The sequence below is a fragment of the Paenibacillus sp. FSL k6-2145 genome (genome assembly GCF_037976585.1).
Classification (GTDB): Bacteria; Bacillota; Bacilli; order Paenibacillales; family Paenibacillaceae; genus Paenibacillus.
In genome coordinates this window covers 804,112-818,137 of the sequence record NZ_CP150267.1, presented here as the reverse complement: position 1 = coordinate 818,137, position 14,026 = coordinate 804,112, and the positions used below count along the sequence as shown (strand labels likewise).

The 14,026-nt window shown below is 47.8% G+C and carries 8 protein-coding genes; 6 read left to right on the top strand and 2 right to left on the bottom strand.

The genetic code is table 11. The features are described from left to right. The first annotated feature begins 224 nt into the window (after positions 1 to 224). The 4 genes from NZ043_RS03610 to dnaI all read left to right on the top strand — a co-directional run bounded on the left by NZ043_RS03610 (position 225) and on the right by dnaI (position 8,714). Complete coding sequence (locus NZ043_RS03610) at positions 225 to 1,544, top strand: glycoside hydrolase family 125 protein (protein WP_074096344.1); 1,320 nt, start codon at positions 225 to 227, stop codon at positions 1,542 to 1,544. Beyond that, on the top strand, positions 1,541 to 4,720 hold the full coding sequence (locus NZ043_RS03605; protein WP_339310692.1) for a beta-galactosidase: 3,180 nt from the start codon (positions 1,541 to 1,543) through the stop codon (positions 4,718 to 4,720). The genes NZ043_RS03610 and NZ043_RS03605 overlap by 4 nt, the downstream gene beginning before the upstream one ends. Next, the gene (locus tag NZ043_RS03600) at positions 4,717 to 7,500 is read left to right on the top strand and encodes an alpha-mannosidase (protein ID WP_339310690.1); all 2,784 of its coding nucleotides are present in this window, start codon (positions 4,717 to 4,719) and stop codon (positions 7,498 to 7,500) included. Before NZ043_RS03605 ends, NZ043_RS03600 begins: the two co-directional genes overlap by 4 nt. 263 nt (positions 7,501 to 7,763) lie before the next feature. After that, positions 7,764 to 8,714 carry a primosomal protein DnaI gene (gene dnaI, locus NZ043_RS03595; RefSeq protein WP_091037835.1) on the top strand — a complete coding sequence of 317 codons (951 nt, stop codon included), beginning with the start codon at positions 7,764 to 7,766 and terminating at the stop codon, positions 8,712 to 8,714. A 128-nt stretch (positions 8,715 to 8,842) separates the two neighbouring features. On the opposite strand, the gene NZ043_RS03590 is transcribed toward dnaI, so the two are convergent. Then, positions 8,843 to 8,998, bottom strand: coding sequence for a YqzM family protein (locus NZ043_RS03590; protein WP_091037832.1), 156 nt, complete (start codon positions 8,996 to 8,998; stop codon positions 8,843 to 8,845). A gap of 263 nt (positions 8,999 to 9,261) precedes the next feature. Here NZ043_RS03590 and trxA point away from each other — a divergent pair, with 263 nt between their 5' ends. Together trxA and uvrC are read left to right on the top strand one after the other, a co-directional pair. Then, entirely contained in the window at positions 9,262 to 9,579 is a 318-nt protein-coding gene (gene trxA, locus NZ043_RS03585; RefSeq protein ID WP_017692451.1) for a thioredoxin, read from the top strand. A 305-nt stretch (positions 9,580 to 9,884) separates the two neighbouring features. Then, positions 9,885 to 11,972 (top strand): excinuclease ABC subunit UvrC, encoded by a 2,088-nt coding sequence (uvrC, locus tag NZ043_RS03580; protein WP_091037830.1) that lies wholly within the window; start codon positions 9,885 to 9,887, stop codon positions 11,970 to 11,972. On the opposite strand, the gene NZ043_RS03575 is transcribed toward uvrC, so the two are convergent. After that, positions 11,941 to 13,638 carry a type II CAAX endopeptidase family protein gene (locus NZ043_RS03575; protein ID WP_339310687.1) on the bottom strand — a complete coding sequence of 566 codons (1,698 nt, stop codon included), beginning with the start codon at positions 13,636 to 13,638 and terminating at the stop codon, positions 11,941 to 11,943. The genes uvrC and NZ043_RS03575 overlap by 32 nt on opposite strands. Positions 13,639 to 14,026: the final 388 nt, after the last annotated feature.

Genomic DNA, 14,026 nt, shown 5'->3' with positions numbered 1-14,026 from the left:
AATTCGAAGAAGCGAAGCGTTCGCCTCAAAGCTTTCTGAAAGAAAGCTACATCGGAAGCATACGCTATCCCCAGATTTTACCCTTTAGAAAAGGGAAACAAAAAAATCTGGGGATAACAGCGATCGGAAGGTTATTCTGTCATCGTAGTGGTCTAGTGTGAATGTTCTCAGCTTGATCCTGTATAGCTACACCATTCAATTTGTTTAAGGAGTTGCACTCATCCATGGAACAGTTCAGATTACCCAAAATACCAATGCCGCCCGTCGCCTTGCCACAATCCATTCAGGCCGTGCTCGAAGAAGCGGAACAGAAGTTGGCTCACCGACCGAAGCTGCTTCAATTATTCAAAAACTGCTTCCCCAATACCATCGAAACAACAACCAAGTTGATGGAGGATGGCACTACGTTTGTGATCACAGGAGATATTCCGGCTTCCTGGCTGCGTGATTCCGTGGAGCAGGTGGTACATTACATTCCGTTTGCAAAAGAAGACGAGGATCTGCAACGCATTATTGGCGGGCTGATCAAACGTCATATCCAGTATGTTCACATCGATCCGTATGCCAATGCCTTCAATGAGACGGCCAACGACTGGCACTGGAACACCACGGACGAAACCGAGATGTCACCTTGGGTGTGGGAACGCAAATTTGAGATTGACTCATTATGTTTTGTTGTACGCCTGGCCTATTTATATTGGAAGGAAACCGAGCTGACCGACATTTTCGATTCAAGCTTCAAAGCAGCGATGCGTAAAATCGTGGACCTGTTTAAAGTCGAACAGCATCACATGGAACAATCTCCATATCGCTTCACTCGCAATAACGGTATCCCAACAGATTCCCTGCGCAATCACGGAAAAGGTATGCCAGTCAACTACACGGGTATGATCTGGTCCGGCTTCCGTTCCAGTGATGATGCGTGTGATTTCCACTACAACATTCCAGGCAACATGTTCGCGGTTGTAGCTCTGCGCCAAATGCAGGAGTTTGCCGAGTGGGTGTTCCGGGATATGGAACTTTTGCAGGAATTGAAGGATCTGGAGCAGGACGTGGATCACGGTATTCAGTTGTACGGGATTTATCGTCATCCGGAATTTGGACCGATCTATGCATACGAGACGGACGGTTATGGCAACCACTGTCTCATGGACGATGCGGGTACACCGGGACTCATGTCCATTCCATATCTGGGTTACGTCACAGCGGATGATCCGATCTACCAGAATACGCGCCGCTTCGCTCTGAGCAAAGAGAACCCGTTCTATTATGAGGGCAAGGTTGCCAAAGGGATCGGAAGTCCGCACACACCACCAGATTACATCTGGCATATGGGATTGTCCATGCAAGGTCTGACTGCGCAGTCTGCCGAGGAGAAACTGGAGATTATTCGCATGCTTGAAGCGACAGATGCAGATACCGGGTATATGCATGAAGGCTTCCACGCCGATGATCCAACGATTTTTACAAGAAAATGGTTTGCATGGTCCAACAGCCTGTTCTCCCAGTTGGTCTATAAATCCATGAAGGATGGCCTGTTATGAGTATCCAACCTAATGATAAAAAGCTGATTATCTTCGCTGACTCTACGTTTCCATTGGAGGGTACTTTTCCAACGGAGCAGGCTCTGAATACATGGAAAGTGGTCAAAGAGATCACCGTTGTAAACGCTGAAGAACTCGCAGAGACTTTGAAGACCACAGCAGGTGCAGGATGTCTGGTCAATTTACATGCCCCCTATTTCCCAAAGTCCGCCTGGACGGAGATTGCAGCTTACTTGCATCAGGGCGGAAGCTTGATCAGTGTGGGGGGCGCACCCTTTAAACGTCCGGTTCGATATGAGAATGAGGCATGGGTCGTAGAGTCCGAGCAGACTGCGTATCATCAGGAACTCTATATTCATGAGGCACTGAACGTATCTTCTGCCAATGTGCAATCGTACACTTCATCCGAACAGATCCCGCTTCTCACTGGGAAAGAAGGACTGTTTGAGAAGGCAGATACATGGAATCTGGTTCCACATACAACCAAAACAAGTGATCTGCCCCACCAGATGGGTTCATCCGGTCCCATGAGTACGCAAATTTATCCATTACTTCGTGGCATGAGCAAGGATGGACGCAGCATCGCCGCTCCGGTCGTTCTGTGGGAGAATTCCCGGAGTACATTTAGCGGTTCACGCTGGATATTTGTACATCTGCCGCTGACCACCTCGTTCTGGACGCAGGATGGTGCTGACGAGATTGTGAAGTGGGCGCAATTCTGTGCGCAAGGTGTAACGGAGTTATCCCTGAAAACGAATTATGCTTCGTATGAGCCAGATGAACGGGCCGCACTCACACTTCAAGGCCAGATTTTACAGCGAGCAGGGAACAGGCGTACCGAGTCCGAGCTGTGGACGTTTGACATAACGGTCGAGCATGAGGATCGCATAAGTGGAACGACGGAGAAGGTATGGAGCCATCAACTGGAGATGGAACTTTCCGGTGAGCAGCGTTTCGAACGTATACTTCTCCCGGTTTCCATTGAAAGTGGGCTGTATCGGATCGTATGCCATGCGCATGCACCTGACGGGGAAGTTCGGACCTTGCGTCAAGGCTTCTGGGGACAAGATGCAGCATTGCTGGCAGAAGGGGAAGTGATTACGCGCAGCAGGGACTATTTTGTAAAAGACGGACGTCCTCTGCCCGTTGTGGGCATGACCTACATGACCTCCGATGTGGCACGGAAATTTCTGTTTCTGCCGAATGCGGATGTTTGGGATCGAGACATGGCCCAGATGGCAAAAGCAGGAATCAACTGGATTCGGACAGGAATCTGGACCGCCTATCGCAACATGATGCAGGTGGACGGACATATGGCAGAGGATGTGCTTCGTGCCATTGATGCATTTATTTTAACGGCGAAACGCCACGGCTTACAGGTCACGTTCACTTTCTTCTCCTTTACACCAGAAACATGGGAAGGCACGAATCCGTATTTGGACCCGCAGAGTGTCGAAGCACAGAAACGTTTCATCCGCAGCATCGTCAGTCGTCACACGCATACAACACAAGTGGACTGGGATCTGATTAACGAGCCATCGATGTTTGATCCAGTACGTATCTTCTCAGCTGGCCCACGCTCCGCGAGGGATTCGTATGAACAGCAGGCTTATATCGCTTGGCTTGAGCAGCGGCATCAGACGATTGAAGCGTTGCAGGAGGCATGGAACATGTCACCGAAGCAGCTTCCCAACTTTGCAGCTACGGTCATTCCTGAGCCGGAAGAGATTAATTTTGATGTACAGGACATGCACAAGGCCAAGAAAGGAACACGCTGGCTCGACTATTGTCTCTTCTCTATGGAGATGCACAATGTTTGGGCAAGAGAGCTCGTAGGTACGATCAAGGACCTGGTACCGGATCATCTGGTCACTGTGGGACAGGACGAAGCCCTTGGTGCACAGCGTCCTTCGCCGTTCTTCTATGAACGTGAAGTGGATTATACAACGGTGCATTCCTGGTGGTTAAACGATGATCTGATCTGGGACGGCATTTTCGCCAAAACGCCTCATAAGCCAAATCTCATTCAGGAGACGGGCATCATGTATGTGGAAACCCCGGATGGACGAGCTAAACGTACGGAAGAAGAGCTTCGTGGCATTCTCGAACGCAAGTATGCCTATGCTTTCTCGACAGGTGGCGCAGGAGCGGTGCAATGGATCTGGAACACCAACTTTTATATGGATAATGCCAATGAGTCTCATATCGGAGCCCTGCGTGCAGATGGTACGGAGAAACCGGAGGCGGATGTATCTTATGATTTTGGCCGATTCATGCATGGCATTCGTGATCTCTTTGAAGACCGTGAGCTGGAGGATATTGCAGTGGTGTTCCCGTATTCCAATGACTTCTCCAACCGTGCCCTGGCATATGATGCCACAACAAAGCTTACTCGCGTGATGTCCTATGATCTGAAACTACCTTTCCGTGCGTTATCCGAATATCATCTGGAAGCGTTGGAGCAGCAGCCACCGAAACTGATTATCGTGCCGAGTCCGCACAATATGGACAGCGATGCACTGCATCAATTGCTCACGTTTGCAGAGAAGGAAGGCACTAGCTTGCTCATTACAGGGCCGCTGGGGCTGGATGCGTACTGGAAGGCAACTGACCGGGCAGATCATCTCGTAGGCCAACGCAGTCTGGGTAACGTGCAGCGGGAAGAACTGCTGAATATTAATGGAGTGAATCACCGGGTGACCTATGGACAGCGTCGGATCGCCGAGGTGGCGAAGGAGACATCGCTTCACAGGGATAATGGTACACCAGATGAAGTACACGTTCTGCCTTTGGGCAAAGGGAAATTAATCTGGACTCCACTGCCGCTCGAGTTAAACGGACGGGATGAACCACTTGCTGAATTGTACCGTTATGCCACTGAAATTGCTGGCGTCGAACAGGAGCTGGAATGGATATCTGGCGGAGATATCGCAGGGATCTATGGCCGGAAGCTGAGTTTTCCAAAAGGGAATCTGTATGTATTTGTATCGGAGTTTGCCTTGAACCATGAAGTTCATGTGAGAGATCAACGTACAGGTGTATCGTACTCGTTCCAATTGGAGAAAAATCGTTCGGTGCTGTTTGCGACAGATGCTTCCGGAAAGCTGACTGCGGTGTATCGCCCTGATGAGGTTGAGATTGTACAACAAGATGAAAGAGGTGGGATCACACGATGACCAAGAAAAAGAGAGCACATATTATTTCGCATACCCACTGGGATCGGGAATGGTACTTGCCGTATGAGAAGCATCATATGCGACTCATTCAGCTTGTGGATTCACTATTAGATCAGCTGGATGAAGGATCAGATTACAAAAGCTTTTATTTGGATGGACAAACGATTATCATCGATGACTATCTTCAGGTTCGCCCTGAGCAGAAGGAACGACTGGAGAAGCATATCCGCAATGGACGGATTGTGATTGGACCATGGTACATCTTGCAGGATGCGTTTCTGACGAGTGGAGAAGCCAATGTGCGCAACATGCAGGTTGGACATAAGGACGCCAAACGTTACGGAACACCTTCGAAAATTGGTTATTTTCCCGATACATTTGGATTGGTTGGACAGACTCCGCAGCTGATGCAGCAATCGGGCATAGATAATGTGTTTTTTGGACGTGGTGTGAAGCCGACAGGCTTCAATAATACGGTCTCGGATGCCGGATATGAATCAAGCTTCTCGGAGCTGATGTGGGAAGGACCAGACGGATCAAAAGTGCTCGGCGTATTGTTTGCCAACTGGTACTCCAACGGAAATGAAGTTCCAGTAGACGAGGAATCGGCCCGCAAGTTCTGGGAAACCAAGCTTGCAGACGCTGAGAAATATGCATCAACGAATGAGTTGTTGTACATGAACGGATGTGATCACCAACCGATTCAGCGAGACCTGCCAGAAGCGATTCGCATGGCTGAGCAATTACATCCCGATATCGATTTTGTTCACTCGAACTTCCCAGACTATCTGACCGCCCTAAGAGCATCGGCTGAACATGAACTTTCCACGGTCAAAGGCGAACTGCGCAGCCAACGTACCGATGGCTGGGGAACCCTGGTGAACACCGCCTCGGCTCGTGTGTATCTGAAACAGATGAACCAGCTGGGCCAGACCATGCTGGAAAAGGTGGCTGAACCCCTGGCAACCTATGCCTATCTGCTTGGGCATGCCTATCCACATGACCAACTGACGTATGCCTGGAAAACGCTTATGCAGAATCACCCGCATGACAGCATCTGTGGATGCAGTGTGGATGAGGTGCACCGCGAGATGGTGACACGGTTTGATAAGAGCCGTCATGTTGCAGAGGCTCTAATTGAAGAGAGCACCAGCCAGATTGCTACAGCCGTGGATACCTCCATATTTGAGCGTTACGGTGAGGGGGCTCGGCCTGTTGTGGTGTTTAATACAACGGGTTGGGAACGAAGGGGTGTAGTTCAGATGGAACTGGATGCGGCTCGGTTGTATTTCCGGGATGGATATACATTGGAAGAGATGGCGGCACAGATGAAAGCCGTTGACCTGTCAGATCGCATACTTGTAGATGAAGATGGTAACCACATTCCATGTAGGGTGGAGGATCTGGGTCTGCAATTTGGCTATGATCTGCCAGATGATCGCTTCCGTCAGCCGTATAGCTGTCGGCGAGTACGTATTCGTTTTGAAACAGAAAATGTAGCTGCATTTGGCCTGAAAACCTATGCATTGATCAACTTTGCGGATGATGCTAAGCGTGGTACTCCGTCGAAAACGACTACGCTGTTGCGTGGTGAACGTGGCATGGAAAATCAACATTTGATTGTCACGATTGCAGACAATGGTTCATTCACCCTCACGGATAAACGGACAGGCCGGACTTACAAGGACCTTGGCGTGTACGAAAATGTGGGTGATATCGGCAATGAATACATGTTCAAGCAGCCAGAGAACGAAGTGGCTCGGACAACTGAAGCACTTCAGGCTGAGATTCGAATCCTTGAGGATACATCATATTTGGCCTCGTTCGAAGTGATTCATCATTGGGAAATACCGGAGTCGGCGGATGAGATGCTGGATCAGGAACAGCGAGAACTGATTTATTATCCACATCGCAAAGCCCAGCGTTCAACTAAAATGATTCCACTTCAGATCCGTACTGTTATATCGCTTAGTCGTAGTGGAAAAGGAGTGCAAATGGAGACAACCTTCAACAATCAGGCGAAGGATCATCGGATGCGTGCTCTTTTCCCAACGGATCTTGTATCTGCTGTTCATCATGTGGATTCCATGTTCGAAATTGCAACACGTGATAACACACCTGCACCGGAGTGGCAAAATCCAAGCAATACACAGCATCAACAGAGTTTTGTTGATGTAAGTGAACAAAACGCAGGATTGGTCGTTGCCAATCTGGGACTGAATGAATATGAAGTCCTTCAGGATGGCCGCAATACCATCGCCGTAACGCTGCTTCGTGCGGTGGGCGAACTTGGAGACTGGGGCTTGTTCCCGACACCTGAAGCACAATGCCTTGGTGAACATACGTTTAAAATCGAGATCATTCCGCATGATGGAAATGGTGCAGCGTCAGGTGCATATATCGAGGCGTATCAGTTCCAGGTTCCTTGGACGCTGGCACAAACCGAAGTACACACAGGTTATCTGACACCTAGTAACACACCGTTAGCATGGCAAGGGGACGGCTTGGCGTTTTCATCACTCAAGGTGAATGAAGATTCCGGCGATGTGATGCTCCGCTGGTTCAATATGACCACTGACTCTGCCACGTTGAATCTTGCTGCATCACAGGCGAATCCACAGCCATTCGAAACGGCATACAAGAGCAACATCCTAGAGGAAGAGGGCGAGATGTTTCATGCCCACAACATAGAAGAGGCGTCGACATTATCATTTGCCAGCAAGGAATGGAACATACAGACAGGTTCATGCGAGATCGTTACTGTCGGCTTGCGCCGCTGATAAAAGTTGTTTAAAGAGTTGAAAAACAGACTTTTGAACACACGCTAAAAGGTACAGGACTGGAAGTGTACTATACACTAGACATTACGTACGGTGGCGGAAGGGTTACGCTATTTACCAGATGTATCTGTTGAGTTATTGGTTGTTTTTCTATAGAATGAACAGTAGAATTGCTAATGATCGAAAGTACCTATGCCATCAAGATGGTCGCAGGTACACTTCATTGTTCATTCTATATTGAAACATTAAGGGGGCTTGAAGCCATGGAATCCTTGGGAGGACTGCTTCAGCAGCTGAACCCTGCCTTTCGTGAGCAATCGCGGCGGATTGCGGCGGATTTGATGGAAAACCCGTACGTACGCGAATTCCGCGCAGGTCATCCTGAACTGCAAGATGCACAGCTCATGACCGATCTGAGCAAGCTGTTTCAGTACGCCAAAGACTCTAAGAACTGTGCGAATTGTCCGGGACTCGACAACTGTCCTAACGATTTTCAGGGCCACTTTTGCAAACTGGAAGTAGAACATTTTAACGGTAAACCCGAAATCATAGATATAAAAGCGCCTTGTTCCAAACATATCGCCCGGCAAAATGAACATATTATTAAGCAACGTATTCGCAGTTTCTATGTGGACGAGCGTGCGCTCAGTGCCGGATACAACGACGTGGAGATCATGGGCAAGGATCGGATGCGTGCTCCAGCAGTGAATCAGGTGCTTCGTTATATTAGGGAGACCAAGGAGAATGGATTATCTCCGCAAGGACTGTTTCTGGAAGGAACTTTCGGGACAGGCAAGACGTTCCTGATGTGTTATCTGCTGCATGAACTGGCGGTTGCAGGCCACACGGGTGTCATTATCTATATGCCTGACTTTGTGGAGGATCTGAAATCCATGATCAGTGAAGGGCAGAAGCTGAAGGAAATGACGGATATTTTGAAAAGTTGTGATCTGCTCATCTTTGATGATATCGGGGCAGAGAATCTGAACCCTTGGGTTCGGGATCATGTGATGGGGTCCATTCTGAACTATCGGATGAATCGCAAACCAACCTTCTATACGTCCAATTACAATCTGGATGGGCTTGAAAAACATCTGAGCTTCACCAATCGGGACGGCGAGGAATCAAATAAAGGCCAGCGTCTCATGGACCGGATTCGTCCATTCGTGGATGTCATCTCCGTTCGGGGTGAGAATCAGCGCGGCAAACGTTAATCGGTTAGTTTATGGGTCTGATCTACAAATTATACTTTTTAAGCAATAAGTAGTCCCAAAAAAAGCCTGGCTTTCGCATTGTCGCGAAAACCGGGCTTTTCTGGTCCTGCGTGAGACCTGTGAGTATCCTATTCGGTGATGAATTTGAAGATAACCATACCGAAAAAGATCACTGTCATCAGGCCGGCCATGCCGGCAACACCCACGATCAGATCAAACAGATCGTTGCGGGGTTCCTCGTTCACATGTTCACGCGGGTCGCTGATCCGCACATTTGCATCCATGTTATTGCCTCCTTATGGGGAATACAGCTTGCCCGTATGGGGGCTGAAACCCGGAGTAATTTTAGTATACTTGGAAAAGAAAGCGTTTGTAAAGATTTTGAAGTTGGTATGCCACATCCTGTAATTGTGAAGATTTGATGTTGGGAAGATGAACATTGCAGCGTTCAATTCACAAGTTTGACGTACCTGTGTTATACTGGAAGTGTCGTTCACGACGTTACAGGTTAAAATAAACCGTAAGTATATATAAGGAGGACAATTTCATGGCTATTGTTAACGTATCCGATCAATCCTTCAACGCTGAAGTAGAAGGCGAAGGAACGGTTCTTGTTGATTTCTGGGCGCCTTGGTGTGGTCCTTGTAAAATGCTCGCTCCAATCCTGGAAGAGCTGTCCACAGAAGTTGGCGATGCAGTGAAAATTGCTAAAGTTAACGTGGATGAAAATCCGGAATCTGCTTCCCGCTTTGGCGTAATGAGCATTCCAACTTTGATCTTCTTCAAAGACGGTCAACCGGTAGATAAAGTGGTTGGTCTGAACTCGAAAGATGCGCTCAAAGGAATTATCGCAAAACACCAATAATTTACAGGCTTACACATACGCCTCCGGTTTACATGCCGGGGGCGTTTTGCGTCGAATACCTTTATATAGGACAATATAAAGTATATATTTTTTATAAAATGAAACTGGAAATTTACATGTTTAACGAAGAAGACAGAAATGAACTGTAGAAGCGAAGCGTTCGCCTTTATCACCGGATTTTCCCTTTTAAAAAAGGGAATCGAAAAAATCTGGGGATAACAGCGATCGAAAGATCATTCTGTCATCGGAGTCACTCATGTAAGGTGAGGATTTCAGCTTTTTCGGGAAGGAGGATTCACCGAATTATGGATCAATTCATGAATGATTTGCAGGATCAGGAAAAGGCATTGGAGCAGATTCGCCACAAGCTCGCTTTGCTGCCAGACATGTCTGGATGTTACCTGATGAAGAACAGTGAAGGTACGATTATCTATGTAGGTAAGGCCAAAGTGCTGAAGAACCGCGTACGCTCTTATTTTATCGGCAGTCATAACGGAAAGACCCAGCGTCTGGTGTCCGAAATCCGTGATTTCGAATATATTGTGACGGGCAGTAACATGGAAGCACTCATTCTGGAATGTAACTTGATCAAGAAACATATGCCGCGTTATAACGTGTTGCTCAAAGATGACAAGACATTCCCGTATCTTAAAATTACCAATGAAAAGCACCCCCGGTTGGAAGTAACCCGGCGTGTGCTGAAAGATAAAGCCAAATATTTCGGACCTTATCCGAACTCATATGCGGCACATCAAACAAAAAAACTGCTCGACCGCATGTATCCACTGCGCAAATGTGGTGTAATGCCCAAAGAAGTGTGCCTGTACTATCACATGGGACAGTGTCTTGCCCCTTGTGTGAAGGAAGTGGAGAAGGAGCAGTACGACCAGATTTCCCAAGAGATTGGTTCATTTCTGAGCGGTGGTCACGAAGAGATCAAAAAGGATTTGCAGCGTAAGATGCAAGAGGCTGCGGAGGATCTTTATTTTGAACGTGCCAAGGAACTGCGCGACCAGGTAATCGCCATCGATGCGATGATGGAAAAACAGAAAATTACGATGGCCGATGCCAGAGACCGTGATGTATTTGGTTTTGCCATTGATAAAGGCTGGATGTGTGTCCAGATTCTATATATGCGTCAGGGTAAAATGATTGAACGTCATGTATCAACCTTCCCGTTTTACGGTGAGGCGTACAGTGATTTCATGTCTTACGTAACACAGTACTACAGTGATAATCCGGCATTGCCACAAGAGATTTTGTTGCCGGAAATGCCCAAGGATCTTGCAACGGATAACGACAATTTGGATACGGGTTCTGATGCTGATGGATCGGTACCTGCCGCAGTTACGGTTGAGTTTGAGCAGACGGGACAAGTGGAGCATAGTAACGCTTCCCAGCCACTGGTTGCTGAGACTCGTGCAGCTTACGGAGGTTCCACTGAGGCAGAAGGTGAACAACCTGACAGTATGCAAGAGGATGCTCCAATAATGGATACAACTGATTCAACTGAAAAGCTTCCAGCTGGACTGGAAGACCCAACTCAGGTTGCTGCTGCTTTACAGGAGTGGTTGGAGATCAAAGTGCTCATCCCGCAACGTGGATTGAAACGCCAGATGATCACCATGGCTGTGGATAATGCACGTGTAGCACTGGAAGAGAAGTTCCGCCTGATTGAGCGAAATGAAGAACGGACATCCAAAGCTGCTGAAGGACTGGGACGTTTTATTGGACTGGATCAGCTTCACCGTATTGAAGCGTTTGATAACTCGAACATCCAGGGTACGAACCCGGTATCTGCCATGATTGTATTTACGGATGGTAAACCGGATAAGAAGGAATATCGGAAGTACAAGGTCCGTTCGGTTGAAGGACCCGATGATTATGAAACCATGCGAGAAGTCATCCGTCGCCGTTACGAGCGGGTATTAAAAGAAAACCTGACCCAGCCTGACCTGATTGTGGTCGATGGTGGTAAAGGACAGATCTCGGCTGCGGTCGATATTTTGGAAAATGAGCTGGGGCTGTTTATTCCGGTATGTGGTCTGGTGAAGGATGCGAAGCATAAGACTTCACAGTTGATGATCGGTAATCCACCGGAAGTCATCTCCCTGCCTCGGGATAGTCAGGAATTCTACCTGTTGCAGCGGATACAGGAAGAGGTCCACCGTTTTGCGATCTCGTTCCACCGGGAACAGCGTGGCAAATCGATGGTGACATCACGTTTGGATGCCATTCCGGGTATTGGAGAGAAGCGGCGTAAGCTGCTGTTGAAGCATTTTGGCTCTTTGCGCAAAATAAAAGAGGCCAGCGTCGAAGACTTCCGGCCTCTATCTATTGGTGACAAACTGGCAAATCAGATTATTGCAGCACTTCGTGATGAGGAGTCGTAATATACGGCTTCTCTTTTTGTTTTGGATTGAATTTGTAGACCACATATCCAACGATGGCCGGGAGTACAATCCAGAAGAGTCCAGCAGCCATATTCAGGGCATCGCCCATAAAGACCAAGCTGAGTCCCATCAGCAAGCTGTCGAAGATCACATGTGCGAATACAACGGCAATAAAGCCGTGACGCAGCATGATCAGACTGAACAGCAATCCAATCACCATCAGCTCAATGGGACGGGTGATTACTGGATAGATCGGATACAAAGTGTGTCCAAGTGCCCAAATGATGGTTGGGATCAGACAGGCAATAAACGTGTTACGCACAATCTTTTGCATCATGCGAATGCCGAACAGTCGATAAACAGTTTCTTCACCAATACCGGCCATCCAGGCCATGATCGGGAAGAGCCAGGCATAGGTCATATTAAATGTAGATTGATCTGCTGACGTTGTTGACCATGTGCCGATGCTTCGCTCCAGAATGAAGAACAGGATGGATTGCACACCCAGTAGAATGAATGCCCACAGGTAACCAGCATACATACTGTGAAGTACATATTTTCCATATCCGGGTTCTTTGGCACGAGGCCATGGGTTCAGACCTATTTTACGCCACATGCCGTCACCGGCAACGAGGGACAGATAGATGGTTGCACTCATGACCAGTGTAATACCTGCCTGCATTAACATCAGGAATGCTAACATGAAATTGGAGAGCCCTTGTGCCTGAAAGAGTGGAATCATGTTCAGTGTACCAATTACCGAAGCTGCGAAATACACCAGCGAGAGAATAATCCCGCGTTTGAAAGACGTATGTGCTCGGGTCAGAATGCTATAGATGATTGCCAGCACGCCCAGTACAAAGGTCAGGAATGCATAGCCGCCATAGGTCATCCAATTGGCCTGACGTGTTTGATCTTTCACATAGTCGGTATGGGATTCCGGGACCGAGAAGCCAGGATCGAAGGATCGTACCGCCCCCTCTTCAAACGTAAAGTTCAGTTCAAGCTTGGAGTCTCCAATGGCTTTTTCAGAATCCACATACTTCAGTCCCGCTTCACCATCTCGAGTCTCCAGTTGAAGTGCCGGTACTTCATAACCGAATTCGGTGAGAACGCCAGCCGCGAGCTGTTGTTTCTCGTCCAGAGATATATTGCCTTCAGCAAGTACTTGCGATGTGGTCACTCGTCCACTAACCTGCTCCGCCTCAATGGCGGTATAGAGGGAGGAAGGCAGTTCCCGTTTGAAGCCGACCACTTTTCCTGTTTTCATATGTACGTCAACATTAAGATAACCGCCTTTGTGTTGATCAGGCAAACGAACGCGGAATACATCGTAAGGATAGCTTGTTTCCCATTTCTGGTTATAGGTATCAAGTTGTTTGGTTTTGGCCATATACCCGTAGATATCGGAATGTGTCTGGTAGGTTACCAGGGTTTTTGCATCATCATTTGGCAGTGAATAGTCATTCACAGAAGCTGCGAATGATCGTGCGGATTGTGTCGCCTGCTCCTTGGTTATGAAGGACGTGGACGAAATTTCTGTCGTTTGTGATGAGGTAGCTGGAAAGATCTGAAATACAAAAAATAGAATCAGGCCAATCGCCGCAAGCAACCCCAGCCGCTTGAAGTTAGCCTTGAGTTGCAAAGGCTGCCCTAAGGGATTCATGTAATGGTGTTCCTCCTTTATTGATAGAGGTAGTTCAAAAAGTTTCTAGCTTCATCCCATCTTCTTGGTACTGAAAACCGCCCTTTTTGAACACGCACTAATATGGATATTAAAGTTAACATAGCACAGGCCAAGCACCGAATGCCAATGATGTAACGAAAACAGGTGTAAATCCTTGAAAATGAATGAAAAGCACCGAAAGAATCTGATCTATCCGTCGCTATATCTGAGTTCTTCCCTTTTTGGCTGAATTCGATGCTATTTACACAAAAAACGTTTTGTCTACAAACGTCGCAGCGCTTATAATTTTGAAGCAAATGTGCAATGATTCGCATGTCTTTCGCCCAACAAGGGAACGAATAGAATATATTCCAACTTCATTATATAT